18 protein-coding genes are annotated in these 23,367 nt (G+C 66.4%); 10 read left to right on the top strand and 8 right to left on the bottom strand.

What is annotated here, in order from left to right; all coding sequences use genetic code 11:
- Positions 1-27 precede the first annotated feature (27 nt).
- From AC1DT6_RS15505 to AC1DT6_RS15490, 4 genes are all read left to right on the top strand, one after another.
- Positions 28-3,252: an efflux RND transporter permease subunit gene (locus AC1DT6_RS15505; RefSeq protein ID WP_441633831.1), complete on the top strand. Its 3,225-nt coding sequence runs from the start codon at positions 28-30 to the stop codon at positions 3,250-3,252.
- Complete coding sequence (locus AC1DT6_RS15500) at positions 3,249-4,442, top strand: efflux RND transporter periplasmic adaptor subunit (protein WP_441633829.1); 1,194 nt, start codon at positions 3,249-3,251, stop codon at positions 4,440-4,442. The genes AC1DT6_RS15505 and AC1DT6_RS15500 overlap by 4 nt, the downstream gene beginning before the upstream one ends.
- 7 nt (positions 4,443-4,449) lie before the next feature.
- Positions 4,450-5,922 carry an efflux transporter outer membrane subunit gene (locus tag AC1DT6_RS15495; protein WP_441633827.1) on the top strand — a complete coding sequence of 491 codons (1,473 nt, stop codon included), beginning with the start codon at positions 4,450-4,452 and terminating at the stop codon, positions 5,920-5,922.
- 122 nt (positions 5,923-6,044) lie between these two features.
- Positions 6,045-6,383: a DUF4148 domain-containing protein gene (locus AC1DT6_RS15490; RefSeq protein WP_441633825.1), complete on the top strand. Its 339-nt coding sequence runs from the start codon at positions 6,045-6,047 to the stop codon at positions 6,381-6,383.
- Between the two features lie 105 nt (positions 6,384-6,488).
- Here AC1DT6_RS15490 and AC1DT6_RS15485 read toward each other — a convergent pair whose 3' ends face one another.
- From AC1DT6_RS15485 to badH, 5 genes are all read right to left on the bottom strand, one after another.
- Positions 6,489-7,265, bottom strand: coding sequence for an enoyl-CoA hydratase (locus tag AC1DT6_RS15485; RefSeq protein ID WP_441633870.1), 777 nt, complete (start codon positions 7,263-7,265; stop codon positions 6,489-6,491).
- Positions 7,266-7,278: 13 nt separating this feature from the next.
- The gene (aliA, locus tag AC1DT6_RS15480; RefSeq protein WP_441633823.1) at positions 7,279-8,940 is read right to left on the bottom strand and encodes a cyclohexanecarboxylate-CoA ligase; all 1,662 of its coding nucleotides are present in this window, start codon (positions 8,938-8,940) and stop codon (positions 7,279-7,281) included.
- A gap of 49 nt (positions 8,941-8,989) precedes the next feature.
- Positions 8,990-10,141 (bottom strand): cyclohexanecarboxyl-CoA dehydrogenase, encoded by a 1,152-nt coding sequence (gene aliB, locus AC1DT6_RS15475; protein ID WP_441633821.1) that lies wholly within the window; start codon positions 10,139-10,141, stop codon positions 8,990-8,992.
- A gap of 81 nt (positions 10,142-10,222) precedes the next feature.
- Complete coding sequence (gene badI, locus AC1DT6_RS15470) at positions 10,223-11,005, bottom strand: 2-ketocyclohexanecarboxyl-CoA hydrolase (RefSeq protein WP_441633819.1); 783 nt, start codon at positions 11,003-11,005, stop codon at positions 10,223-10,225.
- A 44-nt stretch (positions 11,006-11,049) separates the two neighbouring features.
- A complete protein-coding gene (badH, locus tag AC1DT6_RS15465; protein WP_477114762.1) occupies positions 11,050-11,817 on the bottom strand; it encodes a 2-hydroxycyclohexanecarboxyl-CoA dehydrogenase in 768 nt (255 codons plus the stop codon).
- A gap of 135 nt (positions 11,818-11,952) precedes the next feature.
- Here badH and AC1DT6_RS15460 point away from each other — a divergent pair, with 135 nt between their 5' ends.
- Complete coding sequence (locus AC1DT6_RS15460) at positions 11,953-12,471, top strand: MarR family winged helix-turn-helix transcriptional regulator (protein WP_441633868.1); 519 nt, start codon at positions 11,953-11,955, stop codon at positions 12,469-12,471.
- Between the two features lie 70 nt (positions 12,472-12,541).
- Here the strand turns inward: AC1DT6_RS15460 and AC1DT6_RS15455 are convergent, their stop codons facing one another.
- Positions 12,542-13,528, bottom strand: a complete 987-nt coding sequence (locus AC1DT6_RS15455; protein WP_441633866.1) for a tripartite tricarboxylate transporter substrate binding protein — start codon at positions 13,526-13,528, stop codon at positions 12,542-12,544.
- A 350-nt stretch (positions 13,529-13,878) separates the two neighbouring features.
- On the opposite strand from AC1DT6_RS15455, the gene AC1DT6_RS15450 reads away from it, so the two are divergent.
- A complete protein-coding gene (locus AC1DT6_RS15450; RefSeq protein WP_441633815.1) occupies positions 13,879-14,220 on the top strand; it encodes a DUF190 domain-containing protein in 342 nt (113 codons plus the stop codon).
- A gap of 20 nt (positions 14,221-14,240) precedes the next feature.
- On the opposite strand, the gene AC1DT6_RS15445 is transcribed toward AC1DT6_RS15450, so the two are convergent.
- The gene (locus tag AC1DT6_RS15445; RefSeq protein WP_441633864.1) at positions 14,241-15,725 is read right to left on the bottom strand and encodes an MDR family MFS transporter; all 1,485 of its coding nucleotides are present in this window, start codon (positions 15,723-15,725) and stop codon (positions 14,241-14,243) included.
- Positions 15,726-16,030: 305 nt separating this feature from the next.
- A complete protein-coding gene (locus AC1DT6_RS15440; protein WP_477111314.1) occupies positions 16,031-18,091 on the bottom strand; it encodes a methyl-accepting chemotaxis protein in 2,061 nt (686 codons plus the stop codon).
- A 952-nt stretch (positions 18,092-19,043) separates the two neighbouring features.
- On the opposite strand from AC1DT6_RS15440, the gene AC1DT6_RS15435 reads away from it, so the two are divergent.
- From AC1DT6_RS15435 to fliD, 4 genes are all read left to right on the top strand, one after another.
- Positions 19,044-19,367: an RNA chaperone Hfq gene (locus AC1DT6_RS15435; protein ID WP_441636470.1), complete on the top strand. Its 324-nt coding sequence runs from the start codon at positions 19,044-19,046 to the stop codon at positions 19,365-19,367.
- Positions 19,368-19,628: 261 nt separating this feature from the next.
- Entirely contained in the window at positions 19,629-21,326 is a 1,698-nt protein-coding gene (locus AC1DT6_RS15430; protein WP_441636472.1) for a flagellin N-terminal helical domain-containing protein, read from the top strand.
- A gap of 116 nt (positions 21,327-21,442) precedes the next feature.
- Positions 21,443-21,808, top strand: coding sequence for a flagellar protein FlaG (locus tag AC1DT6_RS15425; RefSeq protein ID WP_441636474.1), 366 nt, complete (start codon positions 21,443-21,445; stop codon positions 21,806-21,808).
- A gap of 51 nt (positions 21,809-21,859) precedes the next feature.
- The gene (fliD, locus tag AC1DT6_RS15420; protein WP_441636476.1) at positions 21,860-23,356 is read left to right on the top strand and encodes a flagellar filament capping protein FliD; all 1,497 of its coding nucleotides are present in this window, start codon (positions 21,860-21,862) and stop codon (positions 23,354-23,356) included.
- The last annotated feature ends 11 nt before the right edge of the window (positions 23,357-23,367 follow it).

Below are 23,367 nucleotides of genomic sequence, written 5' to 3'. Positions count from 1 at the left end.
TTCATCCATCACTCCGGAGATCCCACGATGTGGATCGTCAGGCTCGCGCTGAGCCGCCCCTACACCTTCGTGGTGCTGGCATTGTGCCTGCTGCTGGCCGGCCCGCTGGTGCTGCTGCGCACGCCCACCGATATCTTTCCGGCCATCGATATCCCGGTGGTCAGCGTCGTATGGACCTACAACGGCCTGTCCGCCGAGGACATGGCCCGGCGCATCGTCACCGGTTACGAGCGTTCGCTGACCAACAGCGTGGACGATATCGAACATATCGAGTCGCAATCGCTCAGCGGCGTGGCGGTGATCAAGATCTTCTTCCACCCGGGCGCGGACATCAACCGCGCCATTGCCGAGACCTCGTCCGGCGCCCAATCGATGCTGCGCAATATGCCGCCAGGCACCACGCCGCCGCTGATCCTGAGCTACAGCGCCTCCACGGTACCGATCCTGCGGCTGGCACTGGCCAGCGACCAGTTGCCCGAGCAGCAGCTCTACGACCTCGGCAACAACTTCATCCGCACCCAACTGGCCACCGTGCAGGGCGCCTCGGTGCCGCTGCCTTACGGCGGCAAGGTGCGCCAGGTGATGGTGGATCTCGATACGCGCGCGCTGCAGGCACGCGGCCTGGCGCCGCTCGATGTGGTCAACGCCATCAATGCGCAGAACCTGGTGCTGCCGGGCGGCACCGCAAAGATCGGCGCGCTGGAATATCGGGTGGACCTGAACGGCAGCACGCCCACGGTGGCCGGCCTCAACGATCTGCCGGTCAGGAGCGGCCCCGGCGGCACCGTCTATGTGCGCGACGTGGCCCACGTGCGCGACGGCTACGCGCCTCAGACCAACGTGGTACGCCGCGACGGCAAGCGCGCCGCGCTGCTGGAGATCGAGAAAAGCGGCAATACCTCCACGCTATCCATCATTGCGCAGGTCAAGGCGATGTTGCCCCGCGTCATGGCCGGCCTGCCGCCTTCGCTGCGGGTGCAGCCGGTGTCGGACCAGTCGGTCTTTGTCACCTCGGCGATCCATGGCGTGCTGCACGAGGCAATGATCGCCGCCTGCCTCACCGCGCTGATGATCCTGCTGTTCCTGGGCAGCTGGCGCGCCACGCTGATCATCGCGATCTCGATCCCGCTGTCGGTACTGGCCGCGCTGATGGCGCTCTCCGCGCTCGGCGAGACGCTGAATATCATGACGCTGGGCGGACTGGCGCTGGCGGTGGGCGTGCTGGTGGATGACGCCACCGTGGCGATCGAGAACATCACGCACCACCGCGAGATGGGCCAGGCGCTGGAGCAGGCCATTCTTGAGGGGTCGGCACAGATTGCCGTACCCACCCTGGTTTCCACCCTATCGATCTGCATCGTATTCCTGCCGATGTTCCTGCTCACCGGCGTGGCGCGCTATTTGTTCGTGCCGATGGCCGAGGCGGTAGTGTTTGCCATGGCGGCGTCCTACTTCTTCTCGCGCACGCTGATTCCCACGCTCGCGCATTACCTGATGCGCGGCGAGGCGGCGCAAACGCGCAAGCCGGGCCGCCTGCGCCGCGCCTGCGCGCGCTTGCAGTCACGCTTCGAGTGCGCTTTCGAAGCGGTGCGTGCGCGCTACGCTGCCTCGCTGGCGGCGGCGTTGCGGCATCCCCGGCGGCTCGCCGCTGCGTTCCTGGCCTGCTGCGCGGCGTCGATGGCGCTGGTGCCATTTCTCGGGCAGGATTTCTTCCCGAGCGTGGACAGCGGCGAGATCCGCCTGCACATGCGTGCCCGGACCGGTACCCGCATCGAGGAAACCGCGCGCATCGCCGACGAGGTGGAAAGGCGCATCCGCGCCGCCATCGGCCCGGACCACGTGGCCGGCATCATCGACAACATCGGCCTGCCTGTCAGCGGCATCAACCTCACCTACGACTCCGCGCTGCCGATCGGCACGGCCGATGCCGAGATACTGATCTCGCTGAAGCCAGGCCACGGCGCTACCGCGGACTATGTGGACCGGCTTGGCAGCCTGCTGCCCAAGGCGTTTCCCGGCGTGAGCTTCTCCTTCCTGCCGGCGGACATCGTCAGCCAGATCCTGAATTTCGGGTTGCCGGCGCCGATCGATATCCAGGTGGTGGGCAGCCAGCCGGCAGCCAATCGCGAGATGGCGCAGAAGCTGGCTGGCCAGTTGCGCGCGGTGCCTGGCCTGGCGGATGTGCATATCCAGCAACCCGACGACCAGCCCGCGCTGACGGTGCAGGTGGACCGCACCCGCGCGCTGCAGGCGGGGCTATCGCAGCGCGAGGTGGCGCAGAATCTGCTGATCTCGCTATCCGGCAGCAGCCAGACTTCGCCCAACTTCTGGCTGAACCCGCGCAACGGCGTAAGCTATCCGCTGATGGTGTCGGTGCCTCAGTACGCGATGGCTTCGCTGCAATCGCTATCGAACATTCCGCTTGGCCTTGGCGCTGCCCCGGGCACCACCGCCGACGGCGCCGGCGGCGACCTGCTCGGCTCGCTGGGCAGCGTGGCGCGCACGAACCAGCAGGGCGTGGTGTCGCACTACAACGTGCAGCCGGTGATCGACATCTTCGGCTCGGTGCGCGGGCGCGACCTTGGCGCGGTGGCCGGCGACATCGGCCGCCTCGTCGACGCCGCGCGCAAGACATTGCCGCCCGGGTCCGAGCTGGTCGTGCGCGGCCAGGTGCAGACCATGCACGCGTCCTTCGCCGGTCTGCTCGGCGGCCTGGCGATCGCGGTGGTGCTGGTGTACCTGCTGATGGTGGTGAACTTCCAGTCCTGGCTCGACCCGCTGGCCATCATCGGCGGACTGCCGGGCGCGCTGGCCGGCATGGCGTGGATGCTTTTCATCACCCGCACCACCGTCAGCGTGCCGGCGCTGACCGGCGCCATCATGTGCATCGGCATCGCCACCGCCAACAGCATCCTGGTGATCAGCCTGGCGCGCGAGCTGCGCGCGCGGGGCGCGTCGCCCTTCGACGCCGCGCTGCAAGCCGGCATCGGCCGCTTCCGCCCGGTGGTGATGACCGCGCTGGCGATGTTGATCGGCATGATCCCGATGGCGCTCGGCGCCGGCGACGCGGGCGCGCAGAACGCGCCGCTGGGCCGCGCCGTGATCGGCGGCCTGGCCTGCGGCACCGTCGCCACCCTGGTACTGGTGCCGACCCTGTTCGCGCTGCTGCACCGCTGGCTTGCCGCTCGCGCTCCTACCTCCGCCCTTGCACCGCGTCCCGCCCTCAGCTTCGAACAGAAAGGTCAGGCATGACTCTCCCCGCTTCCCAAGCTTCACCCACTGCCAACTTATCGTCCGCCACCGGCACCGCCAGGGTTCGCCGCATACGCGCCGGCCTGCTGGCGCTGGCTTTGCTCGGCGCGGCGCTGGCCGCCGGCGTCGTGCCCAGGCTGCACGCCAAGGCCGCACTGGCCGTTAACAGTGCCGAAGCGATGGCCATGGTCGTTTCCACGGTGAGGCCCGCCAGCGCACCAGCGGTTCAGGAATTGACCTTGCCAGGCGATGTGCGCGCCTTCCAGGACGCACCGGTCTATGCGCGCGTGAACGGCTACCTGCGCCGCTGGTACGCCGACATCGGCACGCCGGTCAGGCAAGGCCAGTTGCTGGCGGAGATCGATGCCCCTGAGGTGAGCGACCAGCTACGCCAGGCGCGCGCCGACGAAGCCATCGCCGCGGCCAACTATGCGCTGGCCAAGAGCACGGCAGAGCGCTGGCAGGACCTGCTCAAATCGCGCTCGGTGGCCCAGCAGGACACCGACCAGAAAGTGGCCGACATGCAAGCCAAGGCCGCCACGCTGGCCTCGGCGCGCTCCAACACGGCGCGCCTGGCGCAACTGGCCTCGTACACGCAGATCCGCGCGCCCTTCGACGGCGTGGTGACAGCGCGCAATGTGGACACCGGCGCGCTGATCGATGCCGGCAGCGCCGGCGGACCCGGCCGCGAACTCTTCCACCTTTCCGCTAGCGAGCGGCTGCGCGTGTACGTGCAGGTGCCACAGGACGCCAGCGGCATCGTCGGCCCGCAGATGCAGGCGTGGCTGACGTTGCCGCAGTTCCCCGGGCAGCGTTTTCCCGCCACCGTGGCGCGCAACGCCGGCGCCATCGATCACGTCACGCGCAGCCTGCGCGTGGAACTGGACGTGGACAACGCCGGCGGCCGGATCCTGCCCGGGGCCTATGCCGAGGCGCACCTGAGCGCGCCGCGGACACGGGCCGGCCTGGACCTGCCGGCCAATACGCTGATGTTCCGGGCGCAGGGCACCTGCGTGGCCGTGGTTGGCGCGGACGGCAAGCTGGCAATCCGGACCGTGACGATCGGGCGCGACTTCGGCTCCCATGTGGAAATCACCGAAGGCCTGCGGGGCGGAGAGCAAGTGGTGGTCAATCCCGGCGACGGCTTGCTGGCGGGCGATGTGGTCAGGCTGACCAGCAAAGCAAGGTAGGCCCGGCATGCATGCACGACACACTCCCGTCCGTTTCCCCAAGACCAGGCGCAACGCAACGAGCCTGGCCATCACCATTGCCATGGCCGCGCTGCTGGCCGGCTGCGCCACCGCCCCACCCTACCAGCCGCCCGCCGTGGACACGCCGGCTGCCTACAAGGAAGCCGGCGCCAGCGCCGCGCAGCCGGGCGGTCCGCCGGGCATCGCGCCGGACTGGTGGCGCGTATATGCCGATGCACGGCTCGACACGCTCGAAGCACACATCGATGTTTCCAGCCAGACGCTGCGCAAGGCGGTGGCCCTGCTGCAAGATGCACGCGCCCAGGCCAGGGCCGCGCATGCCGCGTACTTTCCCACCCTCAGCGCCGGGGCGAGTATCAGCAGCAGCCATACCTCGGCCAATGTGGTTGGCCGCTCGCTGGCCGGCAAGACCGAACCCAACCACCTGCTGGGCCTGACAGCCACCTGGGAGCCGGACCTGTGGGGCCGCATCGGCAATGGCGTGGACGCAGCCGAGGCGCGCGCCCAGGCCAGCGCCGACGACGTAGCGGCCGTGCGCCTGGGCCTGCAGGCCGAGCTGGCCGCCGACTACTTCGGCCTGCGCTCGACCGACCGGGAACTCGACCTGCTCCAGCGCACCCTTGACGCCTACGGTACGGTGCTGGAGCTGGCCGGCAACCGCTACCGTGGCGGCATCGCGACGGAAGGCGACGTGGCACAGGCCCGGGCCCAGCTCGAGAACGCCAGGGCGCAGCTGGCGGACCTGCGCCTGAATCGCGCGCAACTGGAGCATGCCATCGCCACGCTGCTGGGCGAACCCGTCGCGCGCTTCTCGCTGCCGCCGCTGGCCGACACCGCGGCGCTGCCCGCGCTGCCAGCCATCCCGGCCGCGCTGCCCTCGCAACTGCTGGAGCGCCGGCCCGACATTGCGGCCGCCGAACGCCGCGTGGCGGCCGCGAACGCCCAGATCGGCGTGGCCCGCGCCGCCTTTTTCCCGAGCCTGCTGCTTGCCGTGAGCGGAGGCCTGGAGAGCACCAGCCTGGCCGGCTGGCTGACCGCGCCAAGCCGCTTCTGGGCCATCGGCCCAGCGCTGGCCGCCACGCTGTTCGACGGCGGGCGCCGGCAGGCGGTGGCCGACAGCGCGCGCGCCCAGTTAGACGCCAGCGCCGCCGACTATCGCGGCACCGTGCTGCGCGGCTTCCAGGAGGTGGAGGACAACTTCGCCGCGTTGCGTGCGCTGCAGGAGGAAGCCACCAGCCAGCAGGCGGCGGCCGAAGCGTCCGAGCGTGCGCTGGCGCTGGGGCTGGACCGCTACCGCAAGGGCGCCGTGGCCTATCTGGATGTCAGCGTGCTGGAGAGCACCGCGCTTGCCAGCGAGCGGGCCGCCGAGGCGGTGCGCCGGCGGCAACTGATAGCGAGCGTCATGCTGGTCAAGGCACTGGGTGGTGGCTGGCAAAGCGCACCGATGACGAAACTGTAATGAGATGGTCAGGCTCGGGTCAGTGGCCAAAGCCAATACTGGGTACAGCCTGTTCATCCTGTCGATGAAGGCGCCACGGCCCCGGCGGCAGYGGGCCATCCGACCGAAAGAGGTAACGCATCATGAAAGCACTCATCCGCACCGTACTGATTTCCTGCGCCCTGGCCGCGCCAGCCCTGTCCTTCGCGCAAAGCGCGCAGGCGCCTCTCAGCCGCGCCGACGTCCGTGCCGACCTGATCCGGCTGGAACAGGCGGGCTACCAGCCGGGACGCGGCGACAACGCGAACTATCCGCGAGACATCCAGGCAGCCGAAGCCAAGGTGCAAGCGGAGGACGCCGCATCAGCCAACGGAGCCACGGCAAACGCGCAAGCGCAACTGCAGGCGACCGCCAACATGTCAATCGAGCGCGGCCAACCCCGCATCGATGCCGCGCGCACCCCCTTCTACTACGGCGCATGACGCCTCGGCACCGCCACACGCTACGCGTTCCGCGCTGCAATTCGCGCACCCGGAACGCGGCGCTGGCAATGCGAACCACGAGCGGCGGCGGCGCGCTTGCCGCGCCTACCGATGCCGGAACACCGCCTCCCGCCGCTCCAGGAACGCATTCATCCCCTCTTTCAGATCCTGCGTGGCGAACAGCGCATGCAACTGCCTGCGCTCGAACAGCATCCCCTCCGACAGCGATGACTCATAGGCACGGTTGACCGCCTCCTTCACCGCCATCATCGACGGCAGCGAAAAACCCGCAACGGTGTGTGCCACCGCCATCGCCTCATCCATCAGCCGGCCCGCTGCCACCACCCGCGACACCAGCCCGCTGCGCTCAGCCTCCGCCGCATCCATATTGCGCGCCGTCATGCACATGTCCATGGCCTTCGCCTTGGAGATTGCACGCGGCAGGCGTTGGGTGCCGCCGGCACCGGGAATGACCGCGAGTTTCAGCTCCGGCAGGCCGAACACGGCGTTGTCCGCCGCGATGAGGATGTCGCAGGCCATGGCCAGTTCGCAGCCGCCGCCCAAAGCATAGCCGGCCACCGCGGCGATCACCGGCTTGCGCACGCCGCGCAGCGTCTCCCAGTTGCGTGTGATGTAGTTGGACTTGAACACGTCCATATAGTCCCAGCCGCGCATCGCCGCGATGTCGGCGCCGGCGGCGAACGCCTTGTCATTGCCGGTGATCACGATCGCGCCGATGCCGTCGTTCTCATCCAATGCCAGCAGCGCCAGGCCAAGCGCATCCATCAGCGCATCGTTGAGGGCATTCATCTGCCCGGGGCGATTGAGCCGCAGCACGCCGACGCGGCCGGTGATCTCGGCGAGAATCAGGTTCTCTTCCATCTTGCCGTGGCCTTTATCCGCGCGCATTGGACTCGCCCTCCGGGTTCCCCGCCTGGCGGAGTTGCTCCCGCAGCCTGAACTTCTGGATCTTGCCCGCCGGCGTGGCGGGCAGCGCCGGCTGCACCACCAGCCGCTCGGGGATATATTGCGCGGCCATCTTCTGCGCCTTCAGGAAGTCCACCATTGCCGCCATGCCGAACTCCTGGCCGGGCCTGGGTACGACGAAGGCACAGGCGCGCTCGCCGAGCCGCTCATCGGGATAGGACACGATGGCCACTTGCGCAACGGCCGGGTGGCGATACAGCAGGGTCTCGATCTCCACCACGGGAATGTTCTCCCCCCCACGGATGATGACGTCCTTGCTGCGCCCGTCGATACGGATATAACCGCGGGCATCGATGCGTGCAAGGTCGCCGGTGTCGAACCAGCCCTCGGCGTCGGTGTCGTTCAGGTGCGGCCGCCGCAGGTAGCCGCCGAAGTTTGAACAGGACCGCACCAGCAACCTGCCGGTGGCGCCGGGCGGCAACGCCGCGCCTGCCGCGTCGGCCACCCGGACTTCGACGCCCGGCAACGGACAGCCGTCGGTGTGGATGGCCCGCTCATCGTCGTCTTCCAGCCGGGTCGTGGTCACGGCGCCCATTTCCGTCATGCCCCATGCCGAGACCACCTTGGCGCCCAGCGCGGCGCGCGCGTGCTCCACCAGCGCGCCGGGGATGGGCGCGCCGGCGCACAGGAATGCGCGCAGGGTGGGCACCGCATCGCCCGTCTCCGTCACCATCCTGGCCAGGTCGGTGAGAAACGGCGTCGAGGCCATGGTGAAGCTGACGCCCTCCTGCCGGATCAGGTCCAGCGCCTTGCGCGGCTCCCAGATGTCCTGAAGCACCACGCTCGCCCCCAGCATGACGGGCATCATCAGGCCGTACATAAAGCCGGTCTGGTGCGCCATCGGCGACGCCATCAGGATCACGTCATCCGCGCCCAGGTGCAGGCGCCCGGCGTAGGCGACGATATTGGACATCAGGGTATTGGCCGAATGCAGCACGCCCTTGGGCTCGCCGGTGGTACCGGAGGTGTAGATCAGCTGGGTGATGTCATCCGGGCCGGGACAATGGCGTGCCGGCATCTCGCCGGCATCGTCCCCGGCAGGCCCGCTCGACAGCGCCTCGAAGGCATTGGGCCCGCTGCCGCTGATCACCACCACGTGCCGCAGGTCCGGCAGCGCCTGGCGCAGGCCATCGAACATCGCTTCGTAGTCAAACCCGCGGAACCGCTTTGGCACCACCACCACCTTGCTGCACGCGTGCCTGAGCATGAACGACAGTTCGCGCTCGCGCAGGATCGGCATCAGCGGATTGAGCACGGCGCCTAGGCGCGAGCAGGCCAGGTAGAGCGCTGTGAATTCCCACCAGTTCGGCAACTGGCAGGACACCACGTCGTCGCGGCCAACGCCCAGCCTGGCCAGGCCGAGGGCAATGCGTTCGGCGCGGGTGGCCAGCTCCCGATACGTCAGGCGGGTGACCGCGCCGCTCTCCACCTGCACGGCGGTCAGCGCGATCTTGTCCGGGCAGCGGGCCACGCAATCGTCCAGCGCATCGTTGATGGTGCGCTCGGGCCACAGGCCCTGCGCGATGCTGGCGGCGCGGCGCGGTGGCAGCAGTACGGCGTCGAATTCCATGGCGTGTCTCCTCGTTGTTGTCGTGGTCAGGTCGCGGCGGGGGCGGTCGTCAGGCGGGCACCGCATCCCGGCCCGCGTGCGTGCGGGCGATGATGGTCTTCATGATCTGGGCCGTGCCGTCACCGATCTGGAAGCCCAGCACGTCGCGCAGGCGCTGCTCCATCGGGCCGCGGTCATAGCCGCCGTGGCCGAACGAGAGCAGGCACTGGTGCACCACGTCGTAGGCCAGCTTGGGCGCCCACCACTTGCACATCGCGGCTTCAGCGGTGTGCGGCAGGTTGTGGTCTTTCATCCAGAGTGTCTGCAGGCACAGCAGGCGCGCTGCCGTGACCTGTGTCTCGTAGTCCGCCAGCGGATGCGAGACGCCCTGGAAGGCCGACAGCGGCTTGCCGAAGGCCTGGCGCTCCGCCACGTATTCCCAGGTTTCCTCCAGGCTCGCCTTCGCCACCGCCAGCACCTGCAAGCCGATCAGCGCGCGGGAAAAATCGAAACCCTGCATCACCTGCACAAAGCCCTCGCCTTCCTTGCCAAGCAGGTGGCTCACCGGCACGCGCACATTCTCGAAGAAGATCGAGCCGCGCCCGATGGCGCGCTGGCCATGGCAGTCGAAGCGGTTGGTGGTGATGCCCGGCAGGTCCATCGGCACCAGCAGCGCCGAAACGCCGCGCGCGCCGGCTTCGATGGAGCCGCTGCGCGCGAACACCACCGCCGCGTCCGCCTGGTCGGCGGCGGAGATGGAGGTCTTCTCGCCGTTGAGCACGTAATGGTCGCCATCGCGCTCCATGCGCAGGCGCAGGCCGGCCGCATCGGAGCCGCCGCGCGGCTCGGTCAGCGCGATCGCGAACAGGGCTTCGCCTTGCGTCAGGCGCCGCAGCCACGGACGGGCGATTTCCGGCGCGGCGTGATGGGCCAGGATCTGACCGTTCAGCGAGGCCAGCAGGTTGATATAGGAAAGGCTCAGGTCGGCGCGCGCCACCTCTTCGTGGATCACGCCGGCGGCCAGGCAGCCCAAACCCTGGCCGCCGTATTGCTCGGGCAGTTCGGGCGCGATAAAGCCCATCTGGCCCATCTCGCGCATCAGCCCGCGGTCCAGCTCGCGGGTGCGGTCGCGCGCGAGGAAGCCGGGCGCGATGCGTTCGGTGGCGAAGCGGCGGGCATGGTCGCCCAGTGCGACCAGGTCTTCATCGAGATAGGGGTTCATGGCGTCTCCAGGATGTCTTGCCGCGCGGCGCGCCGGTGCGATGCGCCGTGCGGCCGCGTTGCTTGTGCCAGCAACGGCGGATTACTTCGCGTACTTGCGGAAATCGGGCTTGCGCTTTTCCTGGAAGGCGGTCACGCCCTCGCGCGATTCCTCGGTGTCGTAGTAGAGCTTCAGCGCGTACATGCCCATGCCGGCAATGCCGCTCTGGTGGGCGGTGTCCATATTGAAGGAACGCTTGGCGATGGCCAGCGCGGTCGGGCTCTTGTCCATGATCTCGTCGCACCATTTCTGCACTTCGGCATCGAGTTGCTCATGCGGGACGACTGCGTTGACCAGCCCCATGGCAAGGGCTTCGGCGGCCGGATAGCGCCGGCACAGGTACCAGATCTCGCGCGCTTTTTTCTCGCCCACCACACGCGCCAGGAACGCCGTGCCGTAGCCGGGATCGACCGAGCCGACCTTGGGACCGACCTGCCCGAACACGGCCTTGTCGGACGCGATGGTGAAGTCGCAGATCGTGCACAGCACGTTGCCCCCGCCGATGGCGTAGCCCTGCACGCGCGCGATCACGGGCTTGGGCACGTCGCGGATGGCGTTGTGCAGTTCTTCCATCGGCAGGCCGATGGTGCCGCGTCCGTCGTACTGGCCTTCATGGGCGGACTGGTCGCCGCCGGTGCAGAAGGCCTTCTCGCCGGCGCCGGCCAGCACGATGGCGCCGATGGCGCGGTCATAGCCGGCGCGATTGATCGCGTGGATCAGTTCGTCACAGGTGCGCCCGCGGAATGCGTTCATCTTCTCCGGGCGGTTGATGGTGATCCAGGCTGCGCCGTTGCGCACTTCATAGAGGATGTCTTCGTATGGCATGGTGTGTCTCCGTTGTCGTGGTGGGTGCCGGATGCTGGCTGCGCTCATCCGTTCATGGTCAGGCCGCCAGACACGCTCAGTACCTGGCCGGTAATGAAGGCCGCGTCATCGCTGGCAAAGAACACGATCGCGCCGGGCAGGTCGTCCGGCTGGCCGATGCGGCCCAGCGGGATGGAGCGGGTGAAGGCTTCCATCAGCTTTTCCGGGTTGCCAGCGCCTTGCTTGTAGTCGGCGAACAGCGCGGTGTCGGTCGGGCCGGGACACACCACGTTGACGGTGATGCCGTGGCGCGCGTGCTCGCGCGCGATGGTCTTGGAGAACGACACCAGCCCGCCCTTGCAGGCGGCGTACACGGCTTCGCCGGAGGAGCCCACCYGCGCCGCGTCGGAAGCAATGTTGACGATGCGCCCGCACTTGCGCTCCACCATGCCGGGCAGCACGGCGTGATGCATATGCAGCGCGCCGGTCAGGTTGATGGCGATCAGGCGTTCCCATTGCGCCGGTTCCGTCTTGGTGAACGGCTTGAATACGTCCCAGCCGGCGTTATTGACCAGGACATCGACGGGGCCGAGCTGGCTCACGGTGGCGGCAACCGCGGCATCCACGCTGGTGCGGTCCGTAATGTCACACTGGAACGCCTCGGCCCGGCCGCCTTCTTCGCGGATCCGGGCGGCGACCTGCCCTGCGGCGTCGAGGTTCAGGTCCAGCACGGCCACGGCAGCGCCTTCGCGCGCAAAGCGACGGCAGGTCGCCCCACCGATGCCGCCACCACCACCGGTCACGATGACCGTCTTGCCTTCGAGTCTTTGCACAGTGTTCTCCTTCCAGGTCCAGGGTGCTATCGTGCGGCTTAAACGTCGCGCGTCAGCGGTTAAATACGTCAATATATTGACGTATACTAGGCTGGCAACTGGACCAATGCAAGTACGACTACCCAGGAAGTTATGATGGTTAACCCCGATTTTGATGATGATCTTGCTCCGGCGGCGCGCATGGAGATGGCAAACAGGCTGTTCTTCCGCCTGTATCAATGCGCAAATATGTTGCATAAAACGGGATCAAGAGCCGTCGAGGCCGARGGCCTGACCACGCAGCAGTGGGCGGTACTGGGCGCCCTATCGCGGCCGCAGGCGGCCGAGGGCATGAGCGTGGGGGACCTGGCGCGCTACCTGATGGTTAGCCGGCAGAACCTGTCCGGCCTGGTGGGCCGCATGGAGCGCGACGGCCACCTGAGCCTGGCGCCGGACGGGCGCGACCGGCGTTCGCGGCTGGTCACGATGACGGAGACCGGGCGCCATGTCTGGCTGAAGCTGGCGCAACCCAAGATCCGCGACTACTACGAGCGGGCGCTGACCGATTTTTCAACGGGCGACATCACGCACACGCTGCATTACCTGCTCAAGCTGCTGGAGAACATGAAAGCACTGGATGCCGAAGGGCCTGTGGCGGACGAAGCGCCGGAGTAATGGCGGAGGGCGTGGAGGACTACATGAAAGACATGCCGGCGCGGACGATGCGCGTGCGCGCCGGCATGCGTTATTCGGCCTTGATGCCGTGGGCGCGGATCAGTTCGGCCCAGCCCGCGCTTTCCTGGCGAATGCGCGTGGCGAGCGCGTCGGGCGTGCCGGCGACCGGCTCCATGCCTTGCCGCGCGAGTTCTTCGCGGGCCGCCTTGCCGCCGAAGACCGCGCGCACGTCGGCATAGAGCGCATCGGCCACCGGCGCCGGGGTGGCGCGCGGCAGCAGCAGCGCATACCAGGAGCTGACCTCGATGCCACGCACGCCCTGCTCCGCCAGGGACGGGATGGCAGGCGCCGCGGGAGAGCGCGCGGCCTGGGTGACGGCCAGTGCACGCAACGCGCCGGAGCGGATAAACGGCGCCAGCGTGGGCAGCGTGCCGAACAGGATCGGCACGTGCCCGCCCACCACATCGTTAAGCGCCTGCGTGGTGCCCTTATAAGGGACATGCAGCAATGCGATGCCCGTCTGCTGGCGGAACAGCTCGCCCGCCAGGTGCAGGCCACTGCCCACGCCGGGACTGGCATAGCCTAGCGGCGGATTGGCGCGCTGCGCCAGCGCCACCAGCTCCTGCACCGAACCGGCCCGCACCGAGGGATGCACCGCCAGCACATTGGGCGAACTCGCCAGCAGCGAGACCGGGCGGAAGTCCCGCTCCACGTTGTAGGCAAGCGCGGGGAACAGCGTGGGATTGATGGTCAGGTTGCCGGCAGGCGCGACCAGCAGCGTGCAGCCGTCGCCCGCGGCGCGGCGCACGGCGTCGATGCCGATATTGCCGTTGGCGCCAGGCTTGTTGTCGACCACCACGGTGACGCCGCGCCGCTGGTGGAGGCCTTGCGCGAGCGTGCGCGCCAACAGGTCCGCCGGGCCGGCTGCGGGGAACGGCACGACTATGCGCAGTGCGCTGCAACTGCTGGCCGCATCCGTCCCGGCGGCACGCGCGGCCGGAACAACGCCTTGCCACAGGCCGGCAATCGCCAGGCACGCGAGCGCCGTCCCGCGCATCGCGCGCGCGATCTTTTCTTCACTCTTCGGATATTGCACTTCGGAAGGCCTGCTCAAGAGTCTGGGGTATTGGTGATGCCGCAACGAAGATATTTTGTTTCACTAAAGAAACATGGTTCTTCTATTGAAACAAAAGAAAATATAGCCCGTCCCTGCAGAGGAAGGGACTAGGGTTATCCCCAGGTTCACGTGGTGCATCAGGGAACCGGCCGCATTGGTGAAGTCCGGTGCGCCCGCAATGGTGCGCGCGGCGGCTGGCCTAAACTGGAAACAGCACCCTGACACGACAACCGTCCATGCCACGGTCGCGGCACGCGGACGCCGTTGCGGGGCGCGCACGGGAGGTTATCGTGCAAGGCTTCCAGCTCACGCTGTTCACCATCGAGAACCGGCGTCACCACGGCAAGCAGTTGTCGCACTGGTTGCTGCAGGTTCTGAGGGACCTGCATATCCGCGGCGCCACGCACACGGTGGCGGCCGAGGGCATCGGCCATGACCGCCGCTTTCACACCTGGCATTTCCTGGAACTGGCCGACCGGCCGGAAGAAATCACCGTAATTGCCACGGAAGAGGAGGTGCAGCGTTTGTTCGACCGGCTGGCCGAGGAAGACGTCCAGGTGTTCTACGCGAAGACGCCGGTGGAGTTCGGCTTCCTGGGGAAAGGCGCGCCAGGCGCGCAGGCCCGCCCCTGAACTCGCCGGCGGCGCCCGCCTTAATCGATGCTCGCCGCCACGCTGGTGCTCGTGCTGCCGCGCAAGGCGGCTTCCGGCAGGCGCGCCACCAGGAATGGCGCCACCAGCGACACGGCGGCGCTCAGCAGGAACAGGGTGCGGAACGCCGCTTCGGCGGCGGCGCGCACCGCGCCCGCATCGGCCGTATCGCCGCCTGTCATGGCACGGTGGAACATGCTCATGAGGATGTCTTCGCCGCCGCCCAGGTCCGATACGCCCATGCCGCCACGGCGCAACAGCGCGATCAGCACCGTGGTCAGCACCGCCACGCCGACCGCGCCGCCCAGCATGCGCGAGAAGGCGGTCAGCGCCGTGGCCACGCCCACCTGGTGCGCGGGCACGGCGTTCTGGGTGGCCACCAGCCCGCTGGGCAATTGCAGCCCGATGGCCAGCCCGAGCGTCACCATCACCAGCCCGGTCAGCACGACCGCATGCGGATCGACGAACGCCAGCGACACGATCGCCAGCGGCGCGACCAGCGAGCCCACCAGTTGCAGCGGCTTGTAGCGGCCACTCCATGACATCAGCCGGCCCGAGAAAAACGCCCCGAACGGGATGGCCAGCGTCAACGGCACCAGCCGCAGCGCGGCCGTGTCAGCCTGCACGCCGCCCACCACCTGGAAGCGCAGCGGCAGCAGCACGGACATGGCGATCAACTGGAAAAAGCACAGGAACAGCGTGATGCAGCAGATCGCGACCGTCGGCACGCGCAGCATGGCCAGCGGGATCATCGGGTCGCTGACCCGCCGCTCCTGCCACACGAACAGCACCATGGCGACCAGGCCTGCCGCCAGCAGGCCAACGGTCTGCGGCGTCGCGGCCGAATGGCCCTGCCCGAGCCGGGTCAGGAACACCAGCACGCCGGTCAGGCCACCCCCGAACAGCAGCGCGCCAAGGTAATCGATGCGATGGCGGCGCCCGCCCGCCGGCAGGTGCTTGAGCGCGCGGCGGACCACCACCAGCGCGACCAGCGCCAGCGGCAGGTTGATCCAGAAAATCCAGCGCCACGACAGGTAGTGCGCCAGGTAGCCGCCGATCACCGGGCCGGCCATGCTGGCCACGGCCCACACGCCGCTCACGTAACCCTGGTAGCGGCCACGGTCGCGCAGCGGTACCACATCTGCGATGGTGGCTTGCGACACCGAGATCAGGCCGCCGCCGCCCAGCCCTTGCAGGATGCGCGCGACGATCAGCTGCGGCATGGTCTGCGCCAGCGCGCAGAACACCGAGGCCAGCAGGAACAGCACGATGGCAAACGACAGCACCGAGCGCCGCCCCAGCACGTCCGACAGCTTGCCGTAGATCGGCGTCACCACCGTCGAAGCCACCAGGTAGGCCGAAACCACCCACGCCATCTCCTCGAAGCCGTTGAGCTGCAACGCGATCTCAGGCAGCACCACGGCGACGATCGATTGCTCGAGCGCCCCCAGCAGGATGGCCAGCATCAGGCCGAAGATGACCTGCATCACCGGCACCGGCGGCACGGCAGGGAGCCCGGACGCTGCATGGCCGTGGCTGCCAGCCTCCCCCGTGCCGGGGGCCGGGGATGCTGCGGACAGAGAGGGGAAGGATGGCGGGGAGACGGCGGGCATGGGCTGGCGGGAGAGAGAACGCACGGCGAGGGACACGGAGTGCGATGCCGCCGCGAACGGGCGGCATCGCTCCTTTCTGTTTTTTGTATACAAGGGCGATATTGTAGGCCTAAGCCTTTCGCCTTGCAGCCGCCGCCGGCAGGCTTGCCGGGCTCCGCGCCAGGACGGCGCGGCAGAACTCAGAAGGATTCCCAGTCGCCATTGGCCACGGCGAAGCCGCCAGCGGCCGGCGTGCGCGCGGCGCGGCGCGGCGCGGGTGCCGCTGCTACGGCGGGCCGGGCCGCGCGCGCGGCCGGCAGCGGCTTGGACACCAGCACGGGTTCGCGCTTCTGGTGCACCACCGGAGCACGGGCCTTGCTGGGCAGCGCAGGGGCGCGGGTAGTGCCGGCCGCGCCGGTGCGCGGTGCCGCCACCGCGGGCCGGGTGGCTGCCTTGGCGCCAGCGGCCGGGGCCGCGGGTGCTGAAGGTGCTGCCTGCACGGCTGGCTTCACCGGTGCGGCGCTGCCGGTCCGGACCGGGCGCGCCGTGCCCTGGCGTGCCGCCGGATGGCTCCTGGCGCCAGCGGAAGGATGGGGCGCCGGACGCGGGGCGGCCGGCGCCACGCGTGCTACCGGTACCGCTTGCGGCACCGGCATGCGCGCCAGTTCCCGTACCGCCTGGCGCGGCTGCGCATGCGCTTCTTCCGGAGCCACCTGGAAGCGGGACACTTCATCCACCAGCCCGGCGGCCTGCTGCTGCAGGCTCTCGGCGGCGGCGGCGGCCTGCTCCACCAGCGCGGCATTCTGCTGCGTCACGCTTTCCATCTGGCTGATGGCGAGGTTGACCTGCTCGATGCCGGACGACTGCTCTTCGCTTGCGGCGGCGATCTCGCCCATGATGTCGGTCACGCGCTTCACCGCCCCGACGATATCGTCCATGGTGCGGCCCGCGTCCTCTACCTGCTTGGCGCCATGGGCCACCTGACCCACCGAGCCACTGATCAGTTGCCCGATTTCCTTGGCTGCCGACGAAGAGCGCTGGGCCAGGCTGCGCACCTCGGCCGCCACCACGCTGAAGCCTCGTCCCTGCTCGCCGGCACGGGCAGCTTCCACCGCTGCGTTCAGTGCCAGGATATTGGTCTGGAAGGCAATCCCCTCGATCACGCCCACGATCTCGGCCACCTTGGCCGACGATTGCGAAATATGCTGCATGGTCTCGACCACGCCACGCACGGCGCGCCCGCCCTCGATCGCCACGCCCGAGGCACTCACCGCCAGTTCGTTGGCATGGCGCGCGTTCGCGGCATTCTGCTTGACCGTGGAGGTCAGCTGCTCCATCGAGGCCGCAGTCTGCTCAAGCGAGGCAGCCTGTTCTTCGGTGCGCTGGGAAAGATCGGTATTGCCGCTGGCGATTTCCCGGGTAGCGCCACCGATGGAGCGGGTCGCGCCCTGGATGCCGTGCACCAGTGCCGCCAACTGGCCAAAAGCGCGCTCCAGCGCGCCCAGCATGCGGCCCATTTCGTCATCGTTCTGCACCTGGATCGCGTACGTCAGGTTGCCGTGCGCCAGCGCCTGTGCCGCTTCCAGCGCATGGCGAGCCGGTCGCGTGATCGAGCGCGTGATGCCGATGCCCAGGGCCGCCGCCAGGGCCACCGCGACGGCGGCCAGGCCCAGCAGCAGGTTGCGGGCCGTCTCATAACTGGCGTTCGCCTCCTGCACGGCAGCCAGCGCAACCTTGCGGCCGGTCTCGGTCAGTTCGCTCAACTTGTCGAAATAAGGCGCCTGCGCCGCCGGCAGCGTCGCCACCAGCGCGCTGCGGGCACCATCGAACTCGCCGCCCTGCAACTGGCGCAGCACCATGTCGAGCTGGCCGTTATAGGCAGTGCGTGCCTCGGTCAGCCCCCGATACAACTCCCGGGTCTCCGGTCTGCCGGACGTGGACAGCCACTTCCCAAGTTCATCCAGCGTGACGCCCATTTTCTCGCGCAGCCCCGCGATCTCCCCGGCATTGCGCTTTACCGCAACCGGGTCCTCGTTCATGGTGGCATCGCGCACCAGAATCCCGATCCGCAACGCATCCTGCTTGACGCGCTCGATATCCAGCACCTTGAACAAGCGTCCCTCCACGGTGATGCGCATCGATTCGTTCATGGTGCGCAGAGACGTCATGCCCAGCACCGCCACGGCAACCAGCAGCAACGCCACCAGCGAAAACGCCACCGTCAGGCGCGCCCCAATGCCAAAGTTTCGCAACCAACGCATCTTCCCGGCTCCTTTTACTCTCATCGCGCGCGCTTTTCCGCGCCCCGGACAGATTTCCGGGACGACACCGCACCGCGGACTTAACGGCAGAGAGCGGGCCAAGCTTGAGGGCAACATCAAGACATTTCCGAAGAAAACGGAAAATACGGGAACAAAAGCAAATATGAGGGGGAAAAGCCCGGCAATTCGAACGATTGGCGGGATGCGACCTGTCGTCTAATGTTAACCAGGCGCTCCGAAGTGCTGCCAGCGGCGCATGCAGCCAAAGGCGCGCAACAAAACAAGTGGGCACGCAAAAAAAGAAGCCCACGCGCGGGGTGCTCGTAGGCTTTCCAGGACTGCTATGAGCCGAAAGGCTCGTTAGCGAATATAAACCTGCTTACATGAGGTGTAAATCCAATTTCTATCAGGGATAACTCTGATAGAAAAAGTGCTGGCGACGCCATTCAAGTGACGAATGGGCGGCATGGAAAACATCGCAACTGCAGGCCAGGGTCACCTTGCCGCCCGCAAACCTATGCTGAACGGGGGTTGCGGGCGCTGGTGACGTTGGGACTTGCCGCACATGTGCAAACAAGGCAAACCGCAGCATTGTGACGCAAGAGTATTATTAGAGGAAACTCTCGATCTCAGGTGCGCCCCCCCCCAACCGTTCCGATTTGTAAAATTTTGTTACCCTCGCGCCTGAAGTACCCCCCGTCTTTTCCGGCTGCCCCTGCCGCCAGCGTTTGCGGGGCAGCATCGGAGCCGCCGCCCGGACACACGTCGGGGCCGGACGTGATCCATGCAGCCAGATCCAGCGCCAGCACAGAGAGCGGATATTTCATCCCCCGCCGCACCCAGGCCACGCCGCAGCCCACCCCAGGCCGTGCTGTAACCCCCCTATTGCCCGGGCCCATATATTGGACCCTTGCCAGCCGCCAGAACCCGTGCGGGCTCTTCCGGAGACGTTGTGAACAAGAAGGAAACCAGGATCACCCGTCCGAGCAGGCAACTGCAGCAGCTGCAGTTCTCCACGCTCAGCGCCAGCCACAGCCCTGTCGTCGTACACCTGTCGAGCGGCATTCGCCTGCACGGCGTGATCGTGGCCTCGGACAACTATATGGTGCTGCTGGCGGAATCGCCGCGAGACCCGCAGCCGCAAGTCGTCTACAAGCACGCCATTGCCGTGATCACGCCCGCCCATGCGCCGGAGGCCATGGCGGCGGTGCCCGGGGCGGAGACTTCGCCGGAGTTTGTGAGTTTGTATACGCCACGGACCCGCAAGCGGAGATAACCAGGGAGGGCGCGCCAGCCGGTTGTGCGCACAAGCGGCGCAGCTTTCGTGCGATGGCCCCGCCCGCATCAGCCACCCCCAGAGCCGCTCGGAAGCTATCCGCGAAAAAACTTCTGCACATTGCCCCAAAGATCACACTAAATCTTTTCCCGCCCCGGTCGATAACCCTAACAACGGAGGCACTACACGCACTGCAACGCAGTCAGCCAACGTTACGGCACCCGCCGGACTGCATAAATCACTGCATATAGGAGTCGTACCATGGCGTCAGTCATTAATACCAATTCGTTGTCTCTGATGACTCAGAACAACCTGAATGCATCGCAATCGCAGCTGAACACGGCGATTCAACGCCTGTCGTCGGGCCTGCGCATCAACAGCGCCAAGGACGACGCAGCCGGCCTGGCCATTGCCAACCGCTTCACCGCCAACATCAACGGCCTGACCCAAGCCAAGCAAAATGCTAACGACGGCATCTCGCTGGCGCAAACGACTGAAGGCGCGCTGACCGAAGTCACGAACAACCTGCAACGTATCCGTACCCTGTCGGTGCAAGCAGCGACTGGTTCGAATTCGGCAGACGACCTGAAGTCGATCCAGGATGAAATCGGCCAGCGCATGGACGAAATCAACCGCATCTCCACGCAGACCGACTTCAACGGCGTCAAGGTACTGTCTGGCTCGGCAAAGCCCCTGAACATTCAAGTTGGCGCCAGCGACGGCCAGACCATCTCGGTGAATCTGCAGGAAATCAGCACGAAGACGCTGAACATGACCGGCTTCAACGTGTCTGGCACCGGCACGCCGAATACGGCCGCTACCAGCCAGGACCTGCTGGCAGCCGGCTTTACCGCAGGCGCAACGACCAACGGCACCACCGCCTACTCCAAGAATTACACTGGCGCTGACAGCGCCACGCTGGCCAATGTGCTCGGCAAGGTTGCTACTGGTGATACGGTCAACGACGCCGGCATTGCCACCATCGCAAACTACACCTATAACGGCACGGACTTCTCCTTTGCCGACACGGCACGTACTGCCGCGCGCATCTCGAGCGACCTGAAGCCGGCTGCTGGGAACGTTACCAATGTGTCGATCAAAATCGGCAACAATCAAGCGGTTTCCGCCAACATTGACAGCAATGGCATGCTGACCTCGGCCACCAGCGGTAACAAGCTGTTTGTGGACGCTGCAGGCAACCTGACCGAGAACGATCTGGCCGGCACCCTCACGCAGGCGGATATCAACAACGGCGGCGGCGCTGGCGACCTGATCAAGGCAATCGGCACATCGGGTGCAGCCGGTAAGTTGAGCTCAATCACCGTGGGCAACGCGGCCAACGCTCCCAGCTACGCGTTCACTGGCGGCGTTGCGACGGCAAATGCGACTAATCTGCATATCTCGGCCGCAGCCCTGACAACTCAGGTTCAAGCAAGCAACGGCGCCAATGCAATCACTACGGTGCTCGGTGGGGCTACCTACATCACCGCAGCTGGCGGTGCGGTTACGACGGGTGGTAACCCGGTCAATGTTGATATGAACGGCGCGCTTACCACCAACACGGCCGAGAAGCTGTTCGTTCACAGCAACGGCCAGGTGACCGATGGCTCGGCGAACGCGGTATATGAAGACTCGGCGAACGCTGGGAAGTTCACCCTCAACGCTACGAGCGGTAAGACCTCCACCGCCAATCCGCTGGACGTCCTCGACAAGGCCCTGTCGATGGTTGACAAGCTGCGCAGCTCGCTGGGTGCGATCCAGAACCGTCTGGATTCCACCATCGCCAACCTTGGCACGACCATCACCAACCTGTCGTCGTCGCGTTCGCGTATTCAAGACGCTGACTACGCCACGGAAGTGTCGAACATGACCCGCGGCAACATCCTGCAGCAAGCCGGCACTTCGGTGCTGGCTCAAGCGAACCAGACCACGCAAGGCGTGCTGTCGCTGCTGCGTTAATGCAGTAATACGAAGCACCAGGGCCGGGCCACCACAAGCCCGGCCTTGTGCCGGAGGGTTTTCGCAGGGCCCCTTTGCCCTGCGAAAGCGTTTCGAACCCACCCCCGACAACGGTCATGGCAAATCCGACAAGCTTGATCCCGCCGCTGCCGCTCTCTCCGTCCCTGCCTCCCGCAGGCCGCGAGGGCACGCCCTCTGCCTTACCCGCGAGCGACAACAGCGCTGGCACGCAGGCTGGCGCAAACAAACAAGCAGCTCCTGTCATGACCGAAGACACTGCCATCCAGCACCTGAAGGATTTGTTGCGCACCACCGCATTCAATGTGGAGTTCGAAATTGACCAGGATACCCACCGCGTGATCACCAAGGTAGTGGACAAGGACACCGGCGACGTCATCAGGCAACTGCCCTCTGAAGAGGTCATGCGCATCGCCCACGCCCTGCAAAAGGCGCAAGGCTTGTTCGTACATCAAGAAGCCTGAGACCGGTAGCCGGCTCAGCCCCGTTTAAGCAATTTCCCGGATAAGAACGATATGGCAACCATCTCGAACCTTGGCGTGGGCTCCGGCCTGGACCTGAACACCCTGCTGGACCAGCTCACCACGGCGGAACAGGCACCGCTCACGGCCATCCAGAACCGGGCCACCAGCTATCAGGCGAAGCTGTCGGCCTACGGTCAGGTGCAGAGCATGCTGTCGGCATTCCAGGGGGCGGCTAAGCAACTATCCGATCCGAACTTCTTCAACTCGACGACCGCTACATCGTCCGCCGCCAATGTGCTTGGCGCGGTCGGAAGCACCTCCGCGGTATCGGGCACCTATGCTGTCAACGTGTCGTCCCTGGCACAGTCACAATCACTGGTGTCCGCCGGGCAGGCCAAGCTGACCGATGCGATCGGCACCGGTACCATTCATATCGACTTCGGGACGATCACCGGCGGTACGCTGGACCCGGTGACCGGCAAGTACACCGGTGCAACGTTCGCGGCGAATCCGCCGCCGGCATCCGGCACCAGCGGCTTCGACATCAAGATCGATAGCACCAACAACTCGCTGCAGGGCATCCGCGACGCCATCAACAAGGCCAATGGGGGGGTCACCGCCAGCATCGTCAACGACGGCAGCGGCACGCCATACCGTCTGGTGCTGACGTCCAACGCCACCGGCGCCAATAGCAGCATGCGGATCTCCGTAGCGGAGACTGACGGCGGCACAAAACTGTCTGACCTGGTGAGCTATAGTCCCGGCAAAAACCAGGATCTGACCGGCAATGAAGTGCAGAGCATGCAGCAAACGATCGTTGCCCAGAATGCACAGTTGACCGTCAACAATATTGCAGTCCAGAGCACCAGCAACACCGTGACCGACGCCATCCAGGGTGTCACGCTGTCGCTAACGCAAGGGGGAACCACCACGGTCACGGTGCAACGCGACGTCAAGACTATCCAGACGGCTGTGCAGAGCTTCGTCACCGCCTACAACAATCTGCAAAAGACCGCCGCGAGTCTGTCGAATTACGATCCCACCAGCCAAAGCGCTTCCCCGTTGACCGGCGATGCGACGCTGCGGCTGATTCAGGGCCAGATGCGCGGCATCCTGAACACGCCACAGATGGGTGGCTCCGGCGCGGTCACAGGACTGGCAAACATCGGCGTGACGTTTCAGGTCGATGGCACGATGGCCTTCGATGCCACCAAGCTGACCAGCGCATTGACCACGGATCCGAATGGTGTAGCCGGCCTTTTCTCCAACGCTAACGGCAAGGACGGCTATGGCAACCAGATCAATAGCCTGGTGACCTCGCTGACCGGCACCAAGGGCACCCTGACGAACGCGACGGATGGGATCACGCAAACGTTGAAGTCGCTTAGCGATCAATACAGCGAAACGCAGACCCGCATCAACGCCACCGTCGCGCAATACAAGGCGCAGTTCACGAATCTGGACTTGATCATGTCCCAGATGAACAACACCAGCAAATACCTGACCCAACAGTTCAATGCGCTGAACAACTCCAACAGCAGCAAGTAATACAACCCTTA

The organism is Cupriavidus sp. 01L45 (assembly GCF_056399885.1).
This window is presented reverse-complemented; position numbering and strand designations above follow the sequence as displayed.